This window comes from Pseudomonas sp. EA_35y_Pfl2_R111, assembly GCF_963970955.1.
In the GTDB taxonomy this organism is placed as follows: domain Bacteria; phylum Pseudomonadota; class Gammaproteobacteria; order Pseudomonadales; family Pseudomonadaceae; genus Aquipseudomonas.
In genome coordinates, this window is sequence record NZ_CAXAOM010000002.1 from 194,162 (window position 1) to 219,467 (window position 25,306).

At 60.0% G+C, this 25,306-nt stretch carries 23 protein-coding genes; 16 read left to right on the forward strand and 7 right to left on the reverse strand.

Annotated features, from left to right (window positions below; translation table 11 throughout):
- The first annotated feature begins 55 nt into the window (after positions 1–55).
- From AACY25_RS09490 to AACY25_RS09500, 3 genes are all read left to right on the forward strand, one after another.
- Positions 56–1,405, forward strand: a complete 1,350-nt coding sequence (locus AACY25_RS09490; protein ID WP_339524101.1) for a nucleobase:cation symporter-2 family protein — start codon at positions 56–58, stop codon at positions 1,403–1,405.
- Between the two features lie 309 nt (positions 1,406–1,714).
- A complete protein-coding gene (locus AACY25_RS09495; RefSeq protein WP_339524103.1) occupies positions 1,715–3,211 on the forward strand; it encodes a nucleobase:cation symporter-2 family protein in 1,497 nt (498 codons plus the stop codon).
- An 82-nt stretch (positions 3,212–3,293) separates the two neighbouring features.
- Positions 3,294–4,166 carry an outer membrane protein OmpK gene (locus tag AACY25_RS09500; RefSeq protein ID WP_339524105.1) on the forward strand — a complete coding sequence of 291 codons (873 nt, stop codon included), beginning with the start codon at positions 3,294–3,296 and terminating at the stop codon, positions 4,164–4,166.
- 162 nt (positions 4,167–4,328) lie between these two features.
- Here the strand turns inward: AACY25_RS09500 and AACY25_RS09505 are convergent, their stop codons facing one another.
- Positions 4,329–5,150, reverse strand: coding sequence for a transporter substrate-binding domain-containing protein (locus AACY25_RS09505; protein WP_339524106.1), 822 nt, complete (start codon positions 5,148–5,150; stop codon positions 4,329–4,331).
- Between the two features lie 57 nt (positions 5,151–5,207).
- A complete protein-coding gene (gene moaA / locus AACY25_RS09510) occupies positions 5,208–6,200 on the reverse strand; it encodes a GTP 3',8-cyclase MoaA (protein WP_445262134.1) in 993 nt (330 codons plus the stop codon).
- Between the two features lie 216 nt (positions 6,201–6,416).
- Between moaA and AACY25_RS09515 the strand changes: the two genes are divergently transcribed.
- Positions 6,417–7,061, forward strand: a complete 645-nt coding sequence (locus AACY25_RS09515) for a TetR/AcrR family transcriptional regulator (RefSeq protein WP_339524110.1) — start codon at positions 6,417–6,419, stop codon at positions 7,059–7,061.
- 110 nt (positions 7,062–7,171) lie between these two features.
- Here AACY25_RS09515 and AACY25_RS09520 read toward each other — a convergent pair whose 3' ends face one another.
- Positions 7,172–7,612: a GlcG/HbpS family heme-binding protein gene (locus AACY25_RS09520; RefSeq protein WP_275962899.1), complete on the reverse strand. Its 441-nt coding sequence runs from the start codon at positions 7,610–7,612 to the stop codon at positions 7,172–7,174.
- 339 nt (positions 7,613–7,951) lie between these two features.
- Here AACY25_RS09520 and gcl point away from each other — a divergent pair, with 339 nt between their 5' ends.
- The 7 genes from gcl (at position 7,952) to AACY25_RS09555 (ending at position 16,503) form a co-directional block, all read left to right on the forward strand.
- Positions 7,952–9,727 carry a glyoxylate carboligase gene (gcl, locus tag AACY25_RS09525; protein ID WP_339524111.1) on the forward strand — a complete coding sequence of 592 codons (1,776 nt, stop codon included), beginning with the start codon at positions 7,952–7,954 and terminating at the stop codon, positions 9,725–9,727.
- A 109-nt stretch (positions 9,728–9,836) separates the two neighbouring features.
- On the forward strand, positions 9,837–10,619 hold the full coding sequence (hyi, locus tag AACY25_RS09530) for a hydroxypyruvate isomerase (RefSeq protein ID WP_339524113.1): 783 nt from the start codon (positions 9,837–9,839) through the stop codon (positions 10,617–10,619).
- A 99-nt stretch (positions 10,620–10,718) separates the two neighbouring features.
- Positions 10,719–11,609, forward strand: coding sequence for a 2-hydroxy-3-oxopropionate reductase (locus tag AACY25_RS09535; protein WP_160087072.1), 891 nt, complete (start codon positions 10,719–10,721; stop codon positions 11,607–11,609).
- Between the two features lie 167 nt (positions 11,610–11,776).
- Positions 11,777–13,063: a glycerate kinase type-2 family protein gene (locus AACY25_RS09540; RefSeq protein ID WP_339524114.1), complete on the forward strand. Its 1,287-nt coding sequence runs from the start codon at positions 11,777–11,779 to the stop codon at positions 13,061–13,063.
- Complete coding sequence (pyk, locus tag AACY25_RS09545; RefSeq protein WP_339524115.1) at positions 13,060–14,475, forward strand: pyruvate kinase; 1,416 nt, start codon at positions 13,060–13,062, stop codon at positions 14,473–14,475. Before AACY25_RS09540 ends, pyk begins: the two co-directional genes overlap by 4 nt.
- 189 nt (positions 14,476–14,664) lie before the next feature.
- Entirely contained in the window at positions 14,665–15,618 is a 954-nt protein-coding gene (locus AACY25_RS09550) for an urea transporter (protein WP_339524117.1), read from the forward strand.
- 60 nt (positions 15,619–15,678) lie between these two features.
- The gene (locus AACY25_RS09555) at positions 15,679–16,503 is read left to right on the forward strand and encodes an ion transporter (RefSeq protein ID WP_339411113.1); all 825 of its coding nucleotides are present in this window, start codon (positions 15,679–15,681) and stop codon (positions 16,501–16,503) included.
- An 82-nt stretch (positions 16,504–16,585) separates the two neighbouring features.
- On the opposite strand, the gene AACY25_RS09560 is transcribed toward AACY25_RS09555, so the two are convergent.
- A complete protein-coding gene (locus tag AACY25_RS09560; RefSeq protein WP_339524119.1) occupies positions 16,586–17,455 on the reverse strand; it encodes a lipopolysaccharide kinase InaA family protein in 870 nt (289 codons plus the stop codon).
- A gap of 285 nt (positions 17,456–17,740) precedes the next feature.
- Here AACY25_RS09560 and AACY25_RS09565 point away from each other — a divergent pair, with 285 nt between their 5' ends.
- Positions 17,741–18,157, forward strand: a complete 417-nt coding sequence (locus AACY25_RS09565) for a CopD family protein (RefSeq protein ID WP_339524121.1) — start codon at positions 17,741–17,743, stop codon at positions 18,155–18,157.
- Between the two features lie 56 nt (positions 18,158–18,213).
- On the opposite strand, the gene AACY25_RS09570 is transcribed toward AACY25_RS09565, so the two are convergent.
- Entirely contained in the window at positions 18,214–18,672 is a 459-nt protein-coding gene (locus AACY25_RS09570) for a DUF2231 domain-containing protein (protein ID WP_339411109.1), read from the reverse strand.
- A 144-nt stretch (positions 18,673–18,816) separates the two neighbouring features.
- Between AACY25_RS09570 and coxB the strand changes: the two genes are divergently transcribed.
- Genes coxB through AACY25_RS09590 form a run of 4 tightly spaced genes read left to right on the forward strand, consistent with a single transcriptional unit; the run spans position 18,817 to position 23,394 of the window.
- Positions 18,817–19,707 carry a cytochrome c oxidase subunit II gene (gene coxB, locus AACY25_RS09575; RefSeq protein ID WP_339524122.1) on the forward strand — a complete coding sequence of 297 codons (891 nt, stop codon included), beginning with the start codon at positions 18,817–18,819 and terminating at the stop codon, positions 19,705–19,707.
- Positions 19,704–22,232, forward strand: coding sequence for a cytochrome c oxidase subunit I (gene ctaD, locus AACY25_RS09580; protein ID WP_339524124.1), 2,529 nt, complete (start codon positions 19,704–19,706; stop codon positions 22,230–22,232). Before coxB ends, ctaD begins: the two co-directional genes overlap by 4 nt.
- Entirely contained in the window at positions 22,229–22,582 is a 354-nt protein-coding gene (locus tag AACY25_RS09585; RefSeq protein ID WP_339524126.1) for a hypothetical protein, read from the forward strand. Before ctaD ends, AACY25_RS09585 begins: the two co-directional genes overlap by 4 nt.
- The gene (locus tag AACY25_RS09590) at positions 22,573–23,394 is read left to right on the forward strand and encodes a cytochrome c oxidase assembly protein (protein WP_339524128.1); all 822 of its coding nucleotides are present in this window, start codon (positions 22,573–22,575) and stop codon (positions 23,392–23,394) included. Before AACY25_RS09585 ends, AACY25_RS09590 begins: the two co-directional genes overlap by 10 nt.
- 88 nt (positions 23,395–23,482) lie before the next feature.
- Here the strand turns inward: AACY25_RS09590 and argR are convergent, their stop codons facing one another.
- Complete coding sequence (argR, locus tag AACY25_RS09595) at positions 23,483–24,466, reverse strand: transcriptional regulator ArgR (RefSeq protein WP_339524130.1); 984 nt, start codon at positions 24,464–24,466, stop codon at positions 23,483–23,485.
- Between the two features lie 67 nt (positions 24,467–24,533).
- A complete protein-coding gene (locus AACY25_RS09600) occupies positions 24,534–25,298 on the reverse strand; it encodes an ABC transporter ATP-binding protein (RefSeq protein WP_339524131.1) in 765 nt (254 codons plus the stop codon).
- Positions 25,299–25,306 lie beyond the last annotated feature (8 nt).

Genomic DNA, 25,306 nt, shown 5'->3' on the forward strand with positions numbered 1-25,306 from the left:
CAGTTATCTGTGCCGAACAGCGACTTACAACAATAAAAGCGCCTGAGGTATTTGCATGACCCAGCTGAATTCAACATCGACCTGCGCGGTGGACCAACGCCTGCCCCTGCTGCAGATGATTCTGGTGAGCGTCCAGCATGTGCTGCTGATGTACGGCGGCGCGGTAGCGGTGCCCTTGATCATCGGTGAAGCCGTTGGTCTGTCCCGTGAAGACATCGCCTTTCTAATTACCGCCGACCTCTTGGTGGCGGGTATCGCCACACTGGTGCAATCACTGGGTATCGGCCCCATGGGCATCCGTATGCCGGTAATGATGGGCGCCAGCTTTGCCGCGGTCGGCAGCATGGTGGCCATGGCCGGATCGCCGGGGATCGGCTTGCCGGGAATATTCGGTGCAACGATTGCCGCAGGCTTTTTCGGCATGCTAATTGCGCCGTTTATGTCGCGCATCGTGCACTTCTTCCCACCCTTGGTAACCGGTACGGTGATTACCGCCATCGGCCTTTCGCTGTTCCCAGTGGCTCTCAACTGGGCCGGCGGCGGTAGCGCTGCCACTGAGTTCGGCGCCTTGCAGTACCTGGCGATTGCCGCCCTGGTGCTGGGGACCATCCTATTGATCAACCGCTTTATGCGCGGCTTCTGGGTCAATGTTTCGGTGCTGATCGGCATGTTGGTCGGCTACTTGGTAGCCGGCGGCCTGGGCATGGTCGACCTCAGCGGCCTGCAGCAGAGCGCCTGGTTTGCCGTGGTCAAACCCATGCACTTCGGCATGCCGGAATTTCATCTGGCGCCGATACTGTCGATGTGCCTGGTGGTGGTGATCATCTTCGTCGAGTCCACCGGGATGTTCTTAGCCCTAGGCAAAATCACCGGCAAGGAAGTCACCCCGGGTATGCTGCGTCGCGGCCTGTTGTGTGATGCCGGCGCCTCGTTCTTCGCCGGCATCTTCAACACCTTCACCCACTCCTCCTTTGCGCAGAATATCGGCCTGGTGCAAATGACTGGCGTGCGTAGCCGCTATGTCACCGCTGCCGCCGGGTTATTACTGATCGGTTTGAGCCTGCTGCCCAAATCCGCTTACCTGGTGGCCTCGATACCGCCGGCAGTGCTGGGCGGCGCGGGCATTGCCATGTTCGGCATGGTTGCAGCCACAGGCATCAAAATTCTCCAGGAGGCGGATATTGCCGACCGCCGCAATCAGCTGCTGGTCGCCGTCAGCATCGGCATGGGTCTGGCCCCAGTAGTGCGCCCCGAGTTCTTCGCGCACCTGCCGCACTGGCTGGAGCCGATCACCCACAGCGGCATCGCCATGGCCACCATCAGCGCGGTATTGCTAAACCTGCTATTCAATATCCTCGGCGGGCCGGAGCGCGCTGGGGTAAACAATCCGCACCCGCAGCACTAGCCCTCTTTGCTCCTAACCAAGCAGCGCGGTTCGCCGGGCTGCTTGCCGCTGCGTGCAATCGCCAAAAAAACCAGTTAATCCCCTCTAAACCGAACCTCTCCCGGCCACATATGGCTGGCTACGGGGTTATCTGACTGGTGGTTCATTTTTTGTGCACAATCTTAAAATAAATTGTTTTTAACGCTGTGAACAAGTTGCTATAGTCGATTCATTCTGACCAGGTGGACAACTTCTGCCCAGATACAGAACAGAGGCGCCGTGAAGCCTCGCAAGCCCATGACCGTATAAAAACAACTGGCAGGCTCTGATATGACCACGACTCGCGACACAGAGACCACGGCTCCGTCTGTGGCAAACAACGACCTGATCTACCAACTGCACGACACTCCGGCCTTTGCTCCGGCGATCTTCGCCGCGTTGCAGCACGTACTGGCCAGCTTTGTCGGCATCATCACCCCTACCCTGATTATCGGTGGCGTACTCGGCCTAGGCGCCTATGTGCCCTATCTGGTCAGCATGGCGCTGTTCGTGTCCGGTCTCGGCACCTTTATCCAGGCCAAGCGCATTGGCCCAGTCGGCTCCGGCCTGCTGTGTCTGCAGGGCACCAGCTTCGGTTTTCTTAGCGTGATTCTTAGCGCCGGGTTTATCGTCAAGGGCCGCGGCGGCAGTGAGGAGGAAATTCTCTCGACAATCTTTGGCGTGTGCTTCTGCGCGGCTTTTGTCGAGATCGCCTTCAGCCAGTTCATCAACAAGCTACGCCGAGTGATCACTCCCGTCGTCACCGGCACCATCATCTGTCTGATGGGCTTGTCGCTGATCAAAGTGGCCATGACCGATATCGCTGGCGGCTACGGCGCGGCGGATCTGGGCGCCCTGCACCACCTGGGCCTTGGCGGCCTGGTGCTGGTCACCATCGTCATCCTTAACCGCTTCCCGTCGCAGGTAATACGCTTGTCGGCCGTGATCATCGGCTTGGTATTGGGCTTTAGCGTGGCCTGGTTTACCGGCAAGGTAGACTTCGCCAATATGGCTCAGGTGCCCCTGGTCAGCGTACCGGTGCCCTTCAAGTACGGCTTCAATTTTGACTGGGTAGCGTTTGTGCCGATTGCGGTGATCTTTCTGATCACCCCGCTGGAGACCGCAGGCGATCTGACCGCCAACTCGATCATCTCCAGGCAGCCGGTCAAAGGTCCGTTGTATATGCGTCGGATCAAATCCGGGGTACTCGCCGATGGTTGCAACTCGGCCATCGCCGCGATGTTCAACAGCCTGCCGATGACTACCTTCAGCCAGAACAACGGCGTGATCCAACTGACGGGTGTGGCCAGCCGCCATGTGGCCTTCTATATCGCGGGCATTCTGGTGCTGCTGGGCCTGTTCCCGGCGGTGGGCGCAGTGTTGCAGTTGATGCCGAAACCGGTACTTGGCGGCGCTACGCTGATCATGTTCGGCACCGTGGCCGTGGCCGGGATCAAGATTCTCACCGAGGCCGGCCTGCATCGTCGCAACGTGCTGATCGTGGCCATATCCCTAGGCTTGGGTCTGGGTGTTGCAGCCGTACCGGAAGTGCTCTCGCAGATGCCGGATACGCTGAAGAACATCTTCGGTTCGCCGATCACCATCGGTGCCTTCAGCGCCATTCTGCTGAACATCTTCCTGCCGGAAGAGCATCTGCAGCTGGAAGAAAACGACTACGACCCTGAAGCCCACCTGCACACCGTGCTGCAGAACCCGCAGGACGACAACACTACGGATGCGCCTAACAGCAACCGCAATGAGCTCAACGTGGCCCCGCGCACTAGCTAAACCATTGCCCCTTTGCCTGATAGATCCTGCGGTTCGCCGCAGGTTCGAGAAACCTTGTAAGTCCAATAATAAGGAAACCATGATGAAACTGAAGCACCTGCCCCACGGCATCGCCCTCTCGGCTGGACTGTTTTCCGGTCAACAGGCCTTGGCCAGCGATGCCTTTCTTTGGCAAGACACCAGCCTCTCCTACCTCTATGGCAGCAACTTCCAGCGCCTGAATTTCAACGGCGAAGAGCAGCGTTCGCAGAGCACTTTCACCCTGGAAAACGCCAGCGGCTGGACCTGGGGCGATACCTTCTTCTTCCTCGACTACATCAACGCTGACAACGCGCAGGCGCGTGGCAGCAACTTCGCCAACCTGAATGTCGATGAAAAAAGCAGCTTCTACTACATGGAGTTTTCGCCACGCGTCAGCCTCAGCTGGCTGACCGGTCAGGACCTGTCAGCAGGCCCGCTGAAAGATGTGTACGCAGCCTTTACCTATGAAAAAGGCAACGGCGGCCCTGGCACCGAAAACTACCTGTACGGCATCGGCACCGCCTGGAACGCTCCTGGCTTCGCCTACCTGAACGCCAACCTGTACGCGGTAAAGGTCAATAACCACATCTTCTTCGATCATGACTTCAAGGCATCGGATAAGGGCAACGGCCACACCTACCAATTGACCGTTAGCGGCGCGTACCCGTTTGCCATTGGCGACCAAGACTTCGTGGTCGATGGTTATATCGACTGGCGCGCACCGTCCAAAGACGCCGGCACCCAGACTTCGGTCGGCTCTTCAATCCAGGTCAAGTGGGATGCGGGCAAAGCGCTGTTCGGCAAAGAGCGCAAACTTTACGTCGGTACCGAGCTGAATATGTGGCACAACAAGTACGGCATCCGGCCAATCGACGGTTCCACCGATGGCTTCGATCAGACTGCAGTACAAGCACTGGTGAAGTACCACTTCTAAGCCTATGTGCTTGATGCGGATCGCCGGGTAGGCGGCAACCCGCGGCAAAAAGGGATGGCATCGCTGCCATCCCTTTTTTATTGCGCCCAAGGCCACAAGCAGCCTTGTGTGGCGTGCAGAAAAAAACCGCTCACCAGGAGCGGTTTTTGTTAGCTCAACGCATCACTGCGATTGCGCATCCTTGAGCTTTTTGCGCTCAATAAAATCCAGCTTCCACTGCTCCAGGCCGATGCGCTCAGCATCCAGATTGGCCTCGACCTTGTACTGGCTTTTCAGCGCGGCAATTTCGCTCTGCTGCTCGACCAGAAAGCGATCGAAACGCTGCATAAACGCCGCGTGCTTGAGGGTCGACAGCTTGAAGCTGCCACGGTTATGCGGCAACTGCGCATCGAATACCAGTGCGCCCGGTCGCGCACGGATGTTGTCTAGGTAATGGGTGGCCACCACCACGTTGAAGTAAGCGCCGTCGGTGTCCTTCTTCAGTGCCTGACGAATCATCTGGCGTAGATCATCGTTGTAGGTCAGCTCGATCTGCCCAGCATTGATACGCTCCTGATAACCCCAAGGCGTCCAGCCATTGACCATGGCCAGGCGCTTGATCTGCTCGATGGGCTGGCCTTGGCGCTGCGGCGCTACCAGCACGCCATCGACATACTCGACCACCCCCTGGCTGTAGCTTAGGGTCTTGCCGGCCTTCTGCTCCTGCGCCCAGGTTTCGCTGTCGGGGTATTTGAAATCCACCTGGCCGCTGAGCAGTGCGGGCAACAGCTGCTCAACTGGCAGCACCTTGTAGCTCAGCTCCATCCCGCTCGTTTGCGCGAACAGGTCGAACAGATCACGAGCAAAACCCTGGTATTGGCCTTGCGCATCGATGCTGTAGTGCGGCGCAAAGGCCAGCTTCTCTACACCAATCACATAACTTTCAGCGCTGACCGCGCCGGAACAGACAACGGCGAACAAACTGCAGACGTGCGAGGGCTTCACAGCAAACCTCCTGCTTAATTGTGAGAGTGGAACGAATGGATCCGAAACGGCTAGGGGCTAGCCACCGGTCATGCTCATAAAGCGAATAACCTGAACCTGGGCATCGGTCTCAAAGTGATGACGCTCGGGTTTCAACTGCAAGGCCTGCATCAAAGCTTCACTCAGGCGCTGGCTGTCGCCGGGGTGGGCTCGCATCAGGCTTTTCAAGTCCAGAGCATTTTCATGACCCAGGCAAAGTACCAGCTTGCCCTCGGCGGTTACCCGCACACGGTTGCAGTCGCCGCAGAAGTTATGGCTGTGCGGTGAGATAAAGCCGACCTGGGTGTCACTGCCGACCACTTGCCAGTAGCGCGACGGCCCGCCGGTCAGCTTGCTGCTACGCACCAGGGCATAACGCTGCTCGATGCGCTCGCGCACTTCATCACTGGAACAGAAAGTCTGCTCGCGCTGGTGACTGGAAATACTACCCAGGGGCATTTCTTCGATAAAGCTGATGTCCAGGCCACGCGCCATGGCGAACTCGACTAGGTCGAGCACTTCGTCATCGTTGCGGCCTTTCTGCACCACAGCATTGAGTTTGATCTTGCGAAAGCCGGCGGCGCGCGCCACTTCGATGCCGTTCAGCACCTGGTCGAGCTTGTCCCGCCGGGTAAAGGCCGCAAAGCGTTCGCGTTGTAGAGAATCCAGGCTTACATTTAGGCGTTTGACCCCGGCCGCATGCAGTTGCGGCGCCAGGTCAGCCAGTTGCGAGCCATTGGTGGTAATGGCCAGGTCTTCCAGCTCCGAGCGCTGGCCCAGGCGGGTCAGTAGGCTGAGCAGGTTCTTGCGCACCAGCGGCTCGCCACCAGTGATGCGGATGCGTTTGACCCCGAGGCCGATAAAGGCATCCGCCACTGCATAAAGTTCTTCAAGACTGAGGATCTGCTCGCGCGGGGCGAACACCATGTCCTCACTCATGCAATAGGTGCAGCGGAAATCGCAGCGATCGGTAACCGATAACCGTAGATAGGTGATGCGCCGACCGAAGGGGTCAACCAGCTGATTGTTCACTACGTGTCTCCTGGAGCTCATCGAGCCGAGACTTTTTGTTATGAATGCTTATGGCGAGATAAAAACAGAAAAATCAAAATTTGTATACAACAACCTGACCTGCAAGTCAGATAGCCCTTCCAGAGCCCAGGCCACAAGCCTTGAGCGCTGTGTAAAGCCGATGCTACCATCCCGGCGCTGCCCAGCGACGGGCGTTCGACAGAAGCAAAGAGGCTTATGACCAGTATTCGCGAGCGTAACAGAGAGCTGATTTTACGCGCAGCCAGTGAGGAGTTCGCCGACAAAGGCTTTGCTGCCAGCAAAACCAGCGATATCGCCGCCAAGGCCGGGGTACCTAAGCCCAACGTCTACTACTACTTTAAGTCGAAAGAAAACCTCTACCGCGAAGTGCTGGAAAGCATTATCGAACCGCTGCTGGAGGCCTCTGCGCCGTTCAATCAGCCGGGGAAACCCGCCGACGTGCTGCGCGCTTATATCCGCTCGAAGATCCGCATCTCCCGCGAACTGCCCTCCGCCTCCAAGGTATTCGCCAGCGAAATCATGCACGGTGCACCGCACCTGTCCGCCGACCAGACCGCGCAACTGAACGCCCAGGCCAAGCATAATATTTCCTGCATCCAGGGCTGGATCGACCAGGGCCTGATGGCCAAGGTAGACCCGCATCACCTGCTGTTCAGTATCTGGGCCGCAACCCAGACCTACGCCGACTTCGACTGGCAAATTTCCACCGTCACCGGCAAAGCCAACCTGGACGAAGCCGACTACGAAGCCGCCGCGCAGACCATCATCCGCCTGGTGATCAAGGGCTGCGAGATCGACGAGACCCAGCCCAGCTCATCAGAGCAGGTCACCAACGCGTAACCCTATTGTGCGCCCTGCCCTTGGTTAAACGCGCATAAAAAACGGTGGATACCTTGAGGGTATCCACCGTTTTTTATTGCCGTTCTAGTGACTGCGAAAGCTGCACATCATCAAGCAGCGATACCCGCATCCGCCTTCAGCCCGACCGACTCCACCGCGCTGACCGCGCACTGCTCATCGATATCCGACGTGTCACCGGTGATGCCCACGGCGCCGATCACTTCGCCGCGCTCGTCACGAATCAACACACCACCCGGTGCCGGCACCAGCTGGCCGTCAGCCAGATTGTTTACCGCGCCGATAAATGCTGGGCGCTGCTGAGCGTCGGCGGCAATCAGGCGCGAGCCCTTGCCCAGTGCCAAAGCACCCCAGGCCTTGCCGATGGCAATTTGCGGGCGCAGCAAGCTGGCGCCGTCTTCGCGCTGCAGGCTGATCAGATGCCCACCAGCATCCAGCACAGCCACCGTTAGCGGTGCTGCAGAGATTTCCCGGCCGACAGCCAGGGCGCGGTTGCTGATGGTGGTGGCGATTTGCAGATTCAACGTACTCATGTTGGGTCTTCCTTCGATGCTGATAAATCCTACGAAACACCCGGCACCGCAGCGCCTGCAGGGCGGTTGACAGCTGCCGGGCAATCCAAAGCTCAGCACCACTATCTCACCAGAAACAAAAAACTCAATAGTCGAATACAATACAAACAATACTTGTATACAGTTACAAGCAAGCGCTTCCGCAGCAGATCAAGCGCCCCAGCTAAAACGGTTGTTTTAAAAGATTTTTTGCCAGACAGCGTCTCGGCGACAAAACGGGTTGACCTGAAGGTCAGGCCATGAATAGAATCCAAGCCAGCTGTTTTGTATACAATCTGATAACAAACGAGGCACAAGACAATGGCCAAAATGAGAGCAATCGAGGCCGCCGTACTGGTGATGCGCCGCGAAGGCGTTGACACTGCGTTCGGCATCCCCGGCGCCGCCATCAACCCCCTGTACGCTGCACTGAAGAAAGTCGGCGGTATCGACCACGTCCTGGCTCGCCACGTCGAAGGTGCCTCGCACATGGCTGAGGGTTACACCCGCACCAATGCCGGCAATATTGGCGTGTGCATCGGCACCTCCGGCCCAGCCGGCACCGACATGGTGACCGGCCTCTACTCAGCCTCCGCTGACTCCATCCCGATTCTGTGCATTACCGGCCAAGCGCCGCGTGCCCGCATGCACAAGGAAGACTTCCAGGCCGTCGACATCACTAGCATCGTCAAGCCGGTGACCAAGTGGGCGACCACGGTGATGGAGCCGGGCCAAGTGCCGCGCGCCTTCCAGAAAGCCTTCTATGAAATGCGCAGCGGCCGCCCAGGCCCCGTGCTGATCGACCTGCCGTTCGACGTACAGATGGCCGAGATCGAATTCGACATCGACGCCTACGAACCACTGCCGCTGGCCAAGCCAGCTGCTAACCGAGTTCAGGCTGAAAAAGCCCTGGCCATGCTCAATGACGCCGAGCGTCCGTTGCTGGTTGCTGGCGGCGGCATCTTCAACGCCGACGCGGCCGAGCAGCTGGTTGAGTTCGCCGAACTGACCGGCGTACCGGTAATCCCGACCCTGATGGGCTGGGGCGCGATTCCGGATGACCACAAGCTGATGGTCGGCATGGTCGGTCTGCAGACTTCGCACCGTTACGGCAACGCCACCTTGCTGGAATCCGACTTGGTATTCGGTATCGGTAACCGTTGGGCCAACCGCCACACCGGCACGATCGATGTGTACACCGAAGGTCGTAAGTTCATTCACGTCGACATCGAACCAACGCAGATTGGCCGCGTGTTCAACCCGGACCTGGGTATCGTTTCCGACGCCCGTGCGGCGCTGGATGCCTTTATCGAAGTGGCCCGCGAGTGGAAAACCGCTGGCAAGCTGAAAGATCGCAGCGCTTGGGTAGAATCCTGCCGCGAGCGCAAGCGCACCCTGCAGCGCAAGACCCACTTCGACAACGTACCGGTCAAGCCGCAGCGCGTGTACGAAGAGATGAACGAGTTCTTCGGCAAGGACACCTGCTACGTCAGCACCATCGGCCTGTCGCAAATCGCCGGCGCACAGTTCCTTCACGTCTACAAGCCACGTCACTGGATCAACTGTGGCCAGGCCGGCCCGCTCGGCTGGACCATTCCGGCAGCGCTGGGCGTGGTAAAGGCTGATCCGACCCGTAACGTCGTGGCACTGTCGGGCGACTATGACTTCCAGTTCATGATCGAAGAGCTGGCTGTCGGCGCGCAGTTCAACCTGCCGTACATCCACGTGGTGGTGAATAACTCCTACCTGGGTCTGATCCGTCAGTCGCAGCGCGGTTTCGAGATGGACTACTGCGTGCAGTTGGCCTTCGAGAACATCAACGCACCCGAGATCAACGGTTACGGCGTCGACCACGTTGCCGTGGTGGAAGGCCTGGGCTGTAAGGCCGTGCGTGTATTCGAGCCGAACGACATCCAGGCGGCATTGGCCAAGGCCAAGGCGCTGATGGAAGAGTTCCGCGTACCGGTCATGGTCGAAATCATCCTGGAGCGTGTCACCAACATCTCCATGGGTGTGGAAATCAACGCGGTTAACGAGTTCGAAGAACTCGCCGAACGCGGCGCCGACGCCCCGACGGCCATTTCGCTGCTGGATTGATGCAACCGTAGGGTGGATGTCGCGAAGCACATCCACCAACTCCCCGGTGGAAAGCGCTGCGCGGTTTTCACCGGGGTGGCCATCCACCTACGCAACCGAGGAATGTTTTATGCCCCGTTTTGCCGCCAACCTGTCCATGCTGTTCACCGAAGTGGACTTTCTGGACCGTTTCGACGCTGCCGCAGCCGCTGGCTTCAGCGGTGTCGAATACCTGTTTCCTTATGACTTCGCCGCTGAAGTGATCAAGGCGCGCCTGGATGCCAACCGCCTGGAGCAGGTGCTGTTCAACCTGCCCGCCGGCGACTGGGCCAAGGGCGAGCGCGGTATCGCCTGCCACCCCGACCGCGTTGAAGAATTCCGCGCCGGTGTCGACCAGGCCATCGCCTATGCCAAGGTGCTGGGCAACAAGCAGATCAACTGCCTGGCCGGTATCCGTCCGCAGGGTCTGGATTGCGCCACCGTCGAGCAAACCTTCGTTGAGAACCTCAAGTTTGCTGCTGAAAAGCTGCAAGCCGCCGGCATCAAGCTGGTCATGGAAATGATCAACACCCGCGACATCCCAGGCTTCTACCTGAACACCACCCAGCAGGCGCTGGCCATTCGCGACAAGGTCGCCGGCAGCAACCTGTTCCTGCAATACGACATCTACCACATGCAAATCATGGAAGGTGACCTGGCGCGTACCGTCGAGGCCAACCTTGCAGTGATCAACCATGTGCAGTTGGCCGACAACCCGGGCCGCAACGAGCCGGGCACTGGCGAGATCAACTACCGTTTCCTCTTCGAGCACCTGGATCGCATCGGCTACCAGGGCTGGATCGGCTGTGAATACAAGCCGGCAACCACCACCGCTGCCGGCCTTGGCTGGATGAAAGCGCATAACGCAATCTGAATCGTAGGATGGGTGAAACCCATCAAGCACGGCACCCGGTGATGGGTTTCACCCATCCTACGGAGCCACTAGACCGCAACACTCCAGGAGATTCTACTCATGGCAAAAATCGGATTTATCGGCACCGGCATCATGGGCAAGCCTATGGCGCAGAACCTGCAAAAAGCCGGGCACACCCTGTTCTTCTCCGAGCACTTCGACAAGGCCCCGGCCGACCTGCTGGGCGACAACGGCATCGGTCTGGCCAACCCGCGCGAAGTGGCGCAGGAAGCCGAATTCATCATCATCATGGTGCCGGATACCCCCCAGGTTGAAGACGTTCTGTTCCGCGCTGACGGCGTTGCCGCAGGCGTAGGCGCTGGCAAAGTAGTGATCGACATGAGCTCGATCTCCCCCACCGCTACCAAGGTCTTCGCCGAGAAGATCAAGGCCACGGGCGCTGCCTACCTCGACGCCCCGGTATCCGGCGGTGAAGTAGGTGCCAAAGCCGCCACCCTGTCGATCATGATCGGCGGCTGCCCGAATGCCTTCGAGCGCGCGCTGCCGCTGTTCCAGGCCATGGGCAAGAACATCACCCGCGTTGGCGGTAACGGTGACGGTCAGACCGCCAAGGTCGCCAACCAGATCATCGTGGCCCTGAACATCCAGGCAGTGGCCGAAGCTCTGCTGTTCGCCGCGAAGAACGGTGCCGATCCAGCCAAGGTGCGTGAAGCGCTGATGGGCGGTTTCGCTGGCTCGAAGATCCTTGAAGTGCACGGTGAGCGCATGATCAAGGGCACCTTCGACCCAGGCTTCCGCATCAGCCTGCACCAGAAGGACCTCAACCTGGCCCTGGCCGGCGCTCGCGAACTGGGCCTTAACCTGCCCAACACCGCCAACGCTCAGCAAGTGTTCAGCACCTGTGCGGCCATCGGTGGCAGCAACTGGGACCACTCGGCGTTGATCAAAGGCCTGGAACATATGGCCAACTTCAACATCCGTGGTGAGTAAGTAACAGGTTTCAGGGCGGGGTCAGCCGCACTGAAACAACCCTTTCGATCTGTCCGGCAGGCGGTGTCACGGCCTGCCTGCCGGGTGGGTCGATTCTAGTGCGCAGCGTCTTGTCTCAGGACGCTACGCACTAGAATCGAAGTTGATCCAGACCAAGAGAGATCACCATGTCCATCGATCCGTCTTTCAATCCAACGTCTCTACTGCGCGAACTGTTCGCCAGCGCCATCGACGCCGCCCACCCGCGCCAGGTTCTGGCTGACTACCTGCCGGAAGATCGCAGCGGCCGCGTTATCGTCATTGGCGCTGGCAAGGCCGCCGCCGCCATGGCCGAAGTGATCGAGCAGGAATGGCAAGGCGAGGTCTCCGGCCTGGTGGTCACCCGTTATGAGCACGGTGCCAACTGCAAAAAGATCGAAGTGGTCGAAGCCGCCCACCCGGTGCCGGACGATGCCGGTGAGCGCGTGGCGCGCCGCGTGCTGGAGCTGGTCAGCAACCTCAGCGAAGACGACAAGGTGATCTTTCTGCTTTCTGGTGGCGGCTCGTCCCTGCTCGCCCTGCCCGCTGAAGGCATCAGCCTGCAAGACAAACAAGCCGTCAACAAAGCCCTACTGAAATCCGGCGCATCGATTGGCGAAATGAACTGCGTGCGCAAGCACCTTTCCGCAATCAAGGGCGGCCGCCTGGCCAAAGCCAGCTGGCCGGCCAGCGTCTACACCTACGCGATTTCCGATGTACCGGGCGATGAAGCCACGGTGATTGCCTCCGGCCCAACCGTGGCCGACCCGACCACCTCGGTCGAAGCCCTGGCGATCCTCGCCCGCTATCAAATAGAGATCCCGGGCAACGTACGCGCCTGGCTGCAAAACCCGGCCTCGGAAACCGTCAAACCTGGCGACCCGTGCCTGGCCCGCAGCCACTTCCAGCTGATTGCCCGCCCACAGCAATCCCTCGACGCTGCCGCCGCTAAGGCGCGCGCAGCTGGCTTGCCGACGCTGATCCTCGGTGACCTGGAAGGCGAATCGCGGGAAGTCGCCAAGGTGCATGCCGGCATCGCCAAACAGGTGCGCCTGCATGGCCAACCGATCAAAGCGCCCTGCGTGATTCTCTCTGGCGGTGAAACCACGGTGACTGTACGCGGCAAGGGCCGTGGCGGCCGCAACGCCGAATTCCTCTTGAGCCTGACCGACAGCCTCAAGGGCCTGCCCGGGGTGTATGCCCTGGCCGGTGATACCGACGGCATCGACGGTTCGGAAGACAACGCCGGGGCCATCATGACCCCCGACAGTTATGCACGCGCCCATGCCCTGGGCCTGAGCAGCAGCGATGAGCTGGATAACAACAACGGCTACGGCTACTTCGCCGCCCTCGATCAGCTGATCGTCACCGGGCCGACGCGTACCAACGTCAACGATTTTCGCGCCATTCTGATCCTTGAGAACCCTGCCAAATGAACGCCGACAAGAAAGTAAAAATCCTCGCCACCCTTGGCCCAGCGATCAAAACCATCGATGACATCCGCCAACTGGTCGAGAACGGAGTCAACCTGTTCCGCCTCAACTTCAGCCACGGCGAACACGCCGACCACGCCCAACGCTTCGACTGGGTGCGTGAAGTCGAGCAGCAGCTGAACACCCCGATCGGCATCCTGATGGACCTGCAAGGGCCGAAGCTGCGCGTCGGCCGTTTTGCTGAGGGCAAGGTCAACTTGCAACGCGGCCAGACCCTGCGCCTGGACCTCGACAGCACGCCTGGCGACGTCAATCGGGTCAACCTGCCCCACCCGGAAATCATCGAAGCGCTGCAACCGGGCATGAGCCTGCTGCTCGACGATGGCCGCCTGCGCCTACAGGTCACCGCCAAGCACAGCGATGCGGTGATCACTGAAGTGATCGCCGGTGGCGAACTGTCCGACCGCAAAGGCGTCAACGTGCCGGAAGCCGTGCTGCAGCTGAGCCCACTGACCGAGAAAGACCGCCGCGACCTGAGCTTCGGCCTGGAGCTGGGGGTGGACTGGGTGGCGCTGTCGTTTGTGCAGCGCCCGGAAGACATTATCGAAGCCCGTCAGCTGATTGGTGATCGCGCCTTCCTGATGGCCAAGATCGAGAAACCGTCAGCGGTGATTCACCTGGAGGAAATCGCCAAGCTGTGCGACGCGATCATGGTCGCCCGCGGTGATCTGGGCGTGGAAGTGCCGGCCGAGAATGTACCGCGCATCCAGCGCGACATCATCCGCACCTGCCGCCAGCTCGGTAAGCCGGTAGTAGTGGCCACGCAGATGCTTGAATCCATGCGTTTCTCCCCTGCGCCGACCCGCGCTGAGGTCACCGACGTGGCCAACGCCGTGGCTGAAGGCGCCGATGCGGTGATGCTCTCGGCGGAAACCGCTTCCGGCGACTACCCGCTGGAAGCCGTGCAGATGATGAGCAAGATCATCCGCCAGGTAGAAAACGGCCCGGACTTCCAGGCCCAACTGGATGTCAGCCGCCCACAAGCCGAAGCCACCGCATCGGATGCGATCAGCTGCGCGATTCGTCGTATCAGCACCATCCTGCCGGTCGCGGTGCTGGTCAATTACACCGAGTCGGGTAATTCCAGCCTGCGTGCCTCGCGCGAGCGGCCGAAAGCGCCAATCCTCAGCCTGACCCCAAGCCTGGATACCGCGCGACGTCTGAGCGTGGCCTGGGGCGTGTACTCGATGGTCAACGCGCGTCTACACAAGGTTGAAGAAGTCGCCCGCACTGCCCTGGAGACCGCCCGTTCGACCGGGCTGGCGAAAACCGGCGACACCGTGGTGATTACTGCGGGCGAGCCATTGGGCCAATCGGGCAGCACCAACAGCTTGCGTATTGAAATTCTGCGTTGAAGCTGACTGCAAACTCGTAGGGTGGATGACGCTTCACCCATCCACCAACCGCGATGGTGGATGAAAAAAGCGTCATCCACCCTACAGCACTATCCCACGCTGGCTTTGCCAGTTTTGTAGGCACCCACTGTTCCCGCGGTGGGTGCCTCTTTTTATGGCCCTGGTGATCGTCTACTCAGGTTCGTCTGTATGTCGCCATTACCGCTCGCCCCTTACGCCTTGCAAGGCTCTCGTGCCCTGCTTAACGGCTTTAGCCAGATTTTTCTACAAGCCCATCCCGGCTGTGGCTTGCTGATGCTGCTGGCGATTGCTATCGGCGCGCCGCAGCTGCTCGGCGGCGCACTGCTCGGTTGCCTTAGCAGTACGCTGACTGCACAGCGTCGTGGTTATGCGCAGGCGGATATCGAGCTGGGCCTGTATGGCTACAACGGTGTTCTGCTGGGCATGCTGATCAGCCTGCAGTTCGCCTGGTCGGCGCTGCTGCCACTGCTGATCATCGTCAGCGCCGGGGCATCCAGCCTGCTGCTGGCCGCCTGGATGCAGCGCATGCGCGAACGCCAATGGCTGCCCGCCTTTACCTTCCCCTTTGTCGGCTTGAGCTGGTTGCTGCTATGGCTGGCACCTGTTCTGCAGCTTGAGTTGGCGCAAGCCGTGCCAGGCCAGGCGCATCCACTCGATTGGTGGGCCAGCGTGATCGCCATGGCGCGCGGGCTGGGTCAGGTGATTTTTCTCGATCAACCGTTGGCCGGCGTTTGTCTGCTAATCGGCCTGTTGCTGGCGGATCGCCGCGCTGCCTGCTGGGCGCTGCTCGGTTCCTCCGGAGGCTTGGCCCTGGCGCTGTATCAGGGTTTGCCGCAGCACAGCGCGCTCATCGGCCTGTACGGCTACAACGCAGCCCTGGCGGCCATCGCTCTCAGCCAGGTGCACCGCCGCCCATGGCTGCCAGCTCTCGGTATCGCTCTGGCACTTGTGCTACAACCGGGCTTCAGTGCCCTGGGTCTACCCGCGCTGACCATGCCGTTTATCCTCACGTGCTGGTTGGTCAGCGCCAGCCAGCGTCTGCTAAGTAAAGCGGCGGCCGACTGCACACCGCTGCCGCCCAACAAATGCAAAGGCTTGCATCGCCACGATAAAACTCCCTAGGCTGCGCTATTAGCCTACTCGCCCCCTTGCGAGCGGCACAGACAGAGCAGCCAGAACACCATGGATACGCGGCAAAACCTCTACAGCATCATCTTCCACACCGACACGCCGGCCGGACAACGCTTCGACCGCTACCTGCTGCTGACCATTCTCGCAAGCCTGGTAGTGGTGATGCTCGACAGCATCGACAGTGTGCATAGTCAGTACGCGGGGTTGCTGGCGGGGGTTGAATGGGGCTTTACCGCGCTGTTCGCCATCGAATATGTGGTGCGCCTATATTGCGCGCCCAAGCCGCTACGCTATGCCTTCAGCTTCTTCGGCCTGATCGACCTGCTGGCCATTCTTCCCGGCATCCTCGCCCTCTTCTATCCGGACACCCAGTACCTGCTGATCATTCGGGTAATCCGTATGCTGCGGGTGTTCCGCGTACTCAAGCTCAGCCCTTACCTGCGCCAGGCCAATTTTCTGCTCACGGCGTTACGCGGCAGTAGGCAAAAGATCATCGTGTTCTTCGCCTGCATCGCCACCATGGTTACCGTATTCGGCACCCTGATGTACGTGATTGAAGGCCCAGTGCACGGATTCACCAGCATTCCCAAGGGCATCTACTGGGCCGTGGTTACCCTGACCACCGTTGGTTTTGGTGATATCGTCCCGCAAACCCCGCTAGGTCAGGCGCTGTCGACTCTGGTGATGATCACCGGCTATTCAATCATCGCCGTGCCTACCGGGATTTTCACTGCTGAACTGGCCAACGCTATGCGCGGCGAGAGCCATATGATTCATGACTGCCCAAACTGCGCCAAAAGCACTCACGAACACAGTGCCGCCTACTGTACCCGCTGCGGCGTCCCGCTGTTTCCACGACAAGTCGATAAGACCTGAGCAAACCTGCTCCCAATAAAAAGCCGCAATTTATTGCGGCTTTTTATTGGGAATAACATCGTTGAACTAACTAATAGGCTGACTAGCGGCCGTTCAGCTTTTCACAGAATGCCTGCTGTGCTGGCAGCGATGTCATTACGGAATAGCGCGTAGTCCGACTCACTTTATGATCACGAAAACGCAAATAAACCGGTTCAAATACGCTGCTTTTTAACGCCGGGTGGGCTCTGCGCAGGTAGCTGTCGCTCACATGGTGATAACGCTCCTTGCTGATAAAGCGTTGAAACCAGTAGGTGTAGAAATAGCCGTGAAGAAAGCCCAGCGCGAAGTTCTGCTCCAGCACTTGATGTGCACAACACTCGAAATCAATCAACCGTAATTGCTGGTCCGGTCCAATCAGAATATTTTTCGGGTGTGGGTCGAGATGACAGAACCCCAACGCCAACATCCGACTAAACAACTCGAATATCTGCTCCAGTAGTTGTTCAGCCTGCTCCGGGTTGCTTTGCAAACGCTTGTCGACATCGCAGTGGTCAGCGAAGAAGTTCACCAACAAATATTCTTCTTTGAGGAAAAACAGCCGACGCGTGTGGTATCCATAGGCGGCCACCCGTGGCACGAAATCGGCGGCCGGATTGATGCGCTGCAAATTGATAAATTCATTGGTCAGATCGTGCAAACCATAGCTCTTCTTTTTACCGAAGAAATTGGTCAGCTGCTTCTTCCAACTGGTCAAGTGGTTGTACTTGAGTACCCACTGCTGAGTGCCTTCAAGCAGATAGACACCACGTGTTTCCTCTAGTGGATCAAGAGTTCTGCAGTCTTGAGGGGCTTCGAAGAAGCGCTGCAATGCGGCCTGGACACCAGGAAACTGATCGCTGGCAATCAGGAACTGATTGCGCAGCAATTTAGCCCGAACAAAGCCTTTACTGATCGACTTAAGATGAAACATGCAACGTCCTTGTAGGAAGTTAATTACGCCGGCTAACGGTAACCGAATCATTATTTTGGCGCGCATTAGAACACATGGCGACTGGCCAGTAATTTGCCGTTCACGCGATGCATATCACAGATCAGTTTCGCAGTGATTCTGGCAAGCAAGCAGGCTTTGCCATGATCTTGATAAGCCTTCGCGCGCGCGGTCGCTGGAAAACAGTCGAACCTAAGAGGCCATTCGGTAGTCACAGGGAAACAACGGACTTGGCCCGCAACCGTGGCCAGCAATGGATGGGCAGCTATGCCGCTACTCAAACTGCTGCATTTCATTGCCTTTATCGGCTGGTGCGGCTCCCTGCTTTACCTTCCCGCGCTGATCGCGGCCGGCACCCGTAGCAACGAGGCGCTGTTCTACCGTGATCACGCCCATCTGACGCGCATGGTCTTCACCCTGCTCGCCACGCCAGCAGCGTTACTGGCGATCGGTTCAGGCACGCTATTGTTCGTACGTGAGTCGGTGTTTGATCCCTGGCTGATTCTTAAACTCAGCGCCGTGGCCGGCATGGTGCTGTGCCATGCGCTGTGTGGGGTATTGATTCTGCGTATCGAGCGCACCCCAGCGCGCGCCATTGGCCACCACTGCTTGGGCATCGGAGCGCTAATGGTCGCGCTGATCGCCGTCACGCTCTGGTTGGTGCTGGCCAAACCCGCATTCTGAATGAGGACTCGACACCGTCTATGAACGTGCCCGACCCCAGCGCCGCAGCGGCGAGCTCAGAGATTCACCTCGACGCCGACCGCTTGTTCATAGACCAGTCGCCCGCCAAGGTAAGCGGCCAGGGCAATCAGACACGCGGTCAGCAGCGACAGGTACAGACACCAGAGCTGCATGCCGTCCGGGCCTTGATAACGCAGCAGCCAGTTCAGAGTCGCCAGCGAGAGCATCATCACGGCGATGATGGCGTGGCACCAGGCCGTGATCTTCAGACGGATACGCTCGACCGTAAGCAAATCTACCAAACCTGCCAGGCTGGCCAGCCAACCACCCAGCGAGCCTATACCGGCCAGCCAGAGACTGGCACGCCACCAGAACGGATCATCGTTCCACAGGTAGGCCAGGTCACTGGCAACCAAGCCCAGCAGCGCCGCTACCGGAAAGTGGATCATCATCGGGTGCAACGGGTGACCGGCAATGGCGGCGCGGCTGAAAATCGAATCGTTTTTATCAGTCATCCGGGGGGCCTTGATCAGGTGGGTGTGTTCTTCGCTCGGCTCGCTCGTCGCGCGCCCTCAATGCAATTGACCGCGGCAGCTCTGGCAGTTCCCATTCTTTCTGCCTGCAGTGGACCGCAATCGGCGCTCGATCCGGCGGGCCCCATGGCCCACGAGGTGGCGCTGCTGTGGTGGCTAATGTGCGGTTTCGCCAGCCTGGTACTGCTGGTGGTCGGCGCACTGTGGATATACGCCATGCGCCGTACCCCGCGGGAAATCACCCCGGAGCAGGCCAAGCGGATCAACCTGCGCTGGCTAGTCGGCGGCGGGCTTCTTCTGCCTGGGTTGAGTATCACTGTATTGCTGCTCTTCGGTGGGTCCATCGGCGAGCGCATGCTGCCATTGCCGCTCCTGGGCGAGCAGCCGCTGCGCATCGAGATCACCGGCCATCAGTGGTGGTGGGAGGTGCGCTACCCGGACAGCGGCGTGGTCACCGCCAATCAGTTGCATATTCCGGCCGGCCGCCCGGTGGATCTGCAGGTCAGCAGCGCCGATGTAATTCATTCGTTCTGGGTACCACGCCTGGGCGGCAAGATCGACATGATTCCCGGTCGGGACAACCGCATCCGCCTGCAAGCCGACGAGCCCGGGATCTATCGCGGACAGTGCTCGGAATTCTGCGGCACCCAGCACAGCCATATGATTTTGCATGTGCAGGCCCACACCGAGGATGATTTTGGAGCCTGGCTGGCCGCGCGCCAATTGCTGCAAATCGCACCGCCAACCGGCCCAGCGGCAGATACCTTCGCCACGCGCTGCGGCACCTGCCACCGCGTCGCTGGGGTCAGCGCCGGCCAGCGCGCGCCGGACCTTTCCGATCTGGGATCGCGGCCGACCCTGGGCAGCGGCGTGCTGACCAATGAGCCCGGCGCCATCCTCACCTGGTTGCGCGAACACCAACGCCTGAAGCCGGGCAATGCCATGCCGCTGCATGAGGATATCGACCCCGCGCACCTGCAAACCATCGCCACCTGGCTGGAGGGCCTCAAACCTTGAGCAGCCGAAACCACGCGCCGGCCACCGACCCGGATCAGTTGCATGACCAGTTCAATGCGGTGTGGGGCAACCCAAAGGGCTGGCGCGCCCTGACCATCGTCAACCACACCACCATCGGCCTGCGTTTTATGCTGACCGGCACTCTGTTCTTTCTCTTCGGCGGTCTGCTGGCAATGCTGATCCGCACTCAGCTGGCGCTGCCGAACCATGAATTTATGGAACCGGACGTTTACAACCAGGTGTTCACCATGCACGGCACGGTGATGATGTTCCTGTTCGCCGTGCCGATGATGGAGGGCATGGCGGTCTACCTGATCCCGAAGATGATCGGTGCCCGCGATTTGGTGTTCCCGCGGCTGTCGGCGCTGGGTTACTACTGCTACCTGTTCGGCGGTCTTATTCTGATCACCAGCCTGTTTCTCGACTTGGCGCCCAAGGCCGGCTGGTTTATGTACACGCCGCTGTCCAGCGCCGCACATACGCCGGGGCCAAACTCGGACTTCTGGTTGATTGGTATCACCTTCGTCGAGATCTCCGCGGTCAGCGCCGGGGTCGAGTTGGTGGTGTCGATTCTGCGCACCCGAGGCAGCGGCATGGCGCTGCACAAAATGCCGATCTATGCCTGGTACATCCTGGTGATGGCAATGATGATCGTGGTGGGCTTCCCGCCGCTGATTCTCGGCAGCATTCTGCTCGAACTGGAACGCGCCGCCGGCATGCCATTCTTCGAGGTCGCCCGCGGCGGTGACCCAATACTCTGGCAGCACCTGTTCTGGCTATTCGGTCACCCCGAGGTGTACATCATCTTCCTTCCCGCGGCGGGCATCGTTTCGACTCTGCTGCCGGTATTCTGCCAGCGCCCGCTTGTGGGTTACCGCTGGGTCGTGCTGGCGGTTCTCACCACCGGTTTTATCAGCTTCGGCCTGTGGGTCCACCATATGTTCACTGTGGGCATCCCGCAGCTGGCTCAGCTGTTCTTTTCCGCGGCCAGCATGTTGGTGGCGATCCCCACCGGGGTGCAGGTCTTCGCCTGGCTGGCGACTCTGTGGCAGGGCAAACCGCTGTACCACGTGCCGATGCTGTGGCTGGTGGGATTTCTGATCGTATTCGTCTGTGGCGGCCTGACCGGGGTGATGCTGGCACTGGTGCCGTTCGACTGGCAGGTGCACGACACCCATTTCGTGGTTGCCCATATGCATTACGTGCTGGTCGGCGGCATGTTCTTTCCGATGATGGCCGGCATCTATTACTGGCTGCCGCACTTCTCCGGGCGCATGCCCTCGGTGCGTCTGGGCAAGTGGGGCTTCTGGCTGGTGTTTATCGGCTTCAACGTCACCTTTCTGATCATGCACTGGACCGGCCTGATCGGCATGCCGCGGCGCATCTACACCTACCAAAGCGGCCTGGGTTGGGACATCCCCAATCTGATCTCCTCGGTGGGCAGCTTTATCATGGCCATCGGTATCGCCACCATACTGCTGGACATCATCCTGCATTTTCGCTTCGGTCAACCGGCCAAAGTCAATCCGTGGCGTGCCGATACCCTGGAATGGGCCACCAGCCTGCCGCCAAGCGCCTACAACTTTGTCAGTCTACCGGCGATCCACAGCCGCCACCCGCTCTGGGATCAACCCGAATTGCCGTACAGCATCGCCCGCGGCGAGCATGATCTAGCGGTGATCGACCATGGCCGCCGCGAAACCTGGGGCACCGATCCACTGACCGGCAAGGTGCGCGAGATCATCCATCTGCCCGGCAATAGCTGGATACCGCTGATTGCCGCGCTGTTTATCGCCGTGATGTGCATCAGCCTGCTGGTCAAGGTCTACTGGCTGGCCGCTGTGTTCTTTGCCGCTGCGGTAGTGACGCTGTTGCGCTGGAGCTGGGAGAACGGCACCCACCCCCTGGCTGCACCCGATGCGCGGGTCCAGCCGGGTGAACCGCCGCTGCACTCACGCACCCTGGATGGCCCCGGCTTATGGGGCATGGGCGTGACGCTGCTGGCCAATGGCGCGCTCTACCTGGCGCTGCTGTTCGGCTGGTTCTACCTATGGACGGTGGCACCGAACTGGCAGATGCCGCAGCACATACCCTTCAACCACGGGTTGCTGCTGGCCAGCGCCGTGCTGCTGAGCCTGGCGACCTGGTGGCAGGCACGAGCAATCAAGCGCTTGCGCCGCGGCAATGATCAAGGCTTACGCGACCATCTGGCCCTGGTTGCCGGCATGGGCTTGGGCCAATCCGGCCTGCTGCTCTGGGCGCTGCTCAGCGGTGATCTGGCACCTCGCGCAACCGCCCATGACGCAGTGATTGTGGTGCTGTTGATTTATAGCCTGTTGCACTGCGCCCTGGCGGCCATTCTCAGCGCCCTGCAGGCCCTGCGCGTGCACTGCGGTTATGTCGGTGCTCATGCCCCCTACGAGCCGCTGGTGGTCAGTCAACTTTGGTACTACAACTGCGGCGTGCTGTGGAGCAGCTACTTCGCCCTGGTACTGTTTCCGACGACCTGGGGAGGTAGCGGATGAAAGGCCTGCGTTCGCCCTACCACCCCGGCCATATCGCACTCGGCCTGGTGCTCTGGAGTCTGTGGTTCGTCGCTATTTACGGCGGCCTGTCGGTGGCATGCGAGCTTGCGCCACCCGAACCCGAGCAAGGCCCATGGAACTGGCTTAATGCCCTGCTCGGCGTTAGCGCTCTGCTTACTGCCGCGGCGCTTGCGGCGCTGGCCGTCTGGTGTTGGCGCGCCGGCAAACTTAGGCACCCGCCAGGCCACCAGCGCTTCGTCGCCTTGCTTGCCGCCAGCACTTACGGGGTGGCTACCGTGGCCACCCTGGTTATCGCCTTGCCCATTCTGAGCCTGCCGCCATGCGTGTAATAGCCATCCTCTGCCTGTTGCTAGCGATGCCAGCAGCGCAGGCCCACGGCCTGCTGGATCACTCACTAAATCTGCGCGTGCCGCTGCTTCTCAGCGCCCTGTTTCTGGCTACAGCCTGGGTGCTTTACGGCTTTGGCGCGCAACGGGTACGGCCTCATGGTTTGGAAGCGCTGTGGCTGCACCTGGCGATGCTGATCGCGGTGCTGGCGGTATTTGGCCCGCTGGACGACTGGGCCGAAACCAGCACCAGCTGGCATATGTTCCAGCACATGCTGTTTATGCTGGTAATCGCCCCGCTCTGGGCGCTGGCCCGGCCCTTGCCGCAATGGCGCGCGGTCTGTGGGCCACTGTTGCAGCCGCTGTGGCGTAGCCTATTGCGCAGCGGTCGTTATCCCGTGCCGCTGGCCATGCTGCATGGCGCACTGATCTGGATCTGGCATACGCCCAGCCTGTATATCCTGGCGTTGGAGAATCTCTGGTGGCATATGCTCGAACACGCCAGCTTCCTGTTCAGCGCCTGGCTGTTCTGGTGGTCCTGCCTGCGCGCGCCGCCGCGACAGGTGCCGCAAGCGCTACTGGCGATACTGCTGACGCTGATGCACACCGGTCTACTCGGCGCCCTGCTGACATTCGGCACGAGTTCCTTCTATGGGCCCGAGCGTGACGTGGCCGATCAGCAACTGGCGGGGCTGTTGATGTGGGTACCTGGTGGCCTGGTCTACCTCGCCGCCGCAGGCTGGATCACCTGGCGTTGGTTGGCACGTAGCTGGCGACATCAGCAAGGCGCAGGTGCAGCGAGAGATTCGGGTTGAAGCCCTGCGTCGAGGATAAGTCGCACGAAGAAAATGGCCGGCGATTATGTCGGCATGCCACCACAGCATTCGACGTTCTCGCAGCGCTTTAGCCGCGCTCGGCAGCCGGCGTAGAGGTGAGTTCGAAGGGGCTGTTGCTGCGCCGCTGGTTACGGTCTTCCCGTGGTGTGGCACCGAAGAAGTTGCGGTAGGCGCTGGAGAAATGCGGCCCGGAGGAGAAGCCGCAGGACAGGCCGATCTGAATGATCGATTTGCTGGTTTGCATCAGCAGCTGGCGCGCTTTGTTCAGGCGTAGTTCCAGGTAGTACTGACTGGGAACGCGGTTGAGGTATTGCTTGAAGATGCGCTCCAGCTGACGGCGTGACACGCACACGTGTTGGGCAATTTCGTCGGTGGTCAACGGCTCTTCGATATTGGCTTCCATCAGCAACACGGCTTGGGTCAGCTTGGGGTGGCTGGAGCCCAGACGGTTCTGCAACGGAATGCGCTGACGTTCGCCACCTTCGCGAATGCGTTCGACCACCAACTCTTCCGACACCGCACCGGCCAGCTCCGCGCCATGATCGCGAGCGAGCAAGGCTAGCAGCAAGTCCATGACGGCCATGCCGCCACACGCGCTCAGGCGATCACGATCCCAGTCGAACAGATGGCTGGTGGCAATTACCTTGGGGAAGCGCTCGCTAAAGTCGTCCTGCCAGCGCCAGTGCACCGAAGCGCGGTAGCCATCGAGCAGGCCCAGTTGGGCCAACGGATAAACCCCAGCGGCAATTGCACCGATCACGCAGCCGCCTCGCACCAGTTGCTTGAGCGCGCCGGAGAGCGCTGCGGGCATCGGCCCTGGCGGCTCGTCGGCAAGCAGAAAAAGCTTCTGGCAGCCTTCCAGTTTGCCCACCCAGGACTCCCCCGGCAGCCGCCATGCGCCTTCCAGCGGTGCTTCGGCCTGCAAAAAAACCAGCTCATAGACCACTTCAGGGTGGACGCGCTGGGCAACGCGCAGCGCTTCTTCCGCCAAAGCCAGGGTCAGGGGCTTGGTGTTGGGCCAAAGCAGGAAGCCAATTCGGTGGGCATTCATGGGGGGCAGTTTAGGCTCTGTTGGCGATTATGGGCATAGCGCGGGTGCGTGCAGATGTTGCCGCTGGTTACTTGAGACTGCCAGAGAGGAACTGCTGCAAACGTTCGGATTGCGGGTTGGCCAACACTTCTTTCGGGCAGCCGCGTTCTTCCACCACACCTTTGTGAAGGAACACCAACTGGTTGGAAACCTCACGGGCAAAGCCCATTTCGTGGGTCACCACCACCATGGTGCGGCCTTCCTGCGCCAGGTCCTGCATGACTTTCAGCACTTCACCAACCAGCTCCGGGTCCAGCGCAGAGGTCGGCTCGTCGAACAGCATCACCTCAGGCTCCATAGCCAGGGCGCGGGCAATCGCTACACGCTGCTGCTCACCACCGGACATATGCGCGGGGTAGGCATCTTTACGATGGGCCACGCCGACCTTGTTCAGGTAGTGCTCGGCCTTTTCCAAAGCGTCCTTCTTGCTCATGCCAAGCACATGCACGGGAGCTTCCATAACGTTTTCCAGGGCGCTCATGTGCGACCACAGGTTGAAGTGCTGAAACACCATGGACAGGCGCGAGCGCATGCGCTGCAGCTGTTTGGGATCAGCGGCTTTCAGGCCACCGTCCTTGTTGGCCACCAGCTTCAGCTCTTCGTTGTTGAGCAGAATCTTGCCGCCGTGCGGTTGCTCCAGCAGGTTGATGCAACGCAGGAAGGTACTCTTGCCCGAGCCGCTGGAGCCGATGATGCTGATCACATCGCCGGCCTTGGCCGCCAGTGACACGCCCTTCAATACTTCGTGGCTGCCGTAGCGCTTGTGCAGATCCTGAACTTCAAGTTTGTACATGGTTTCCA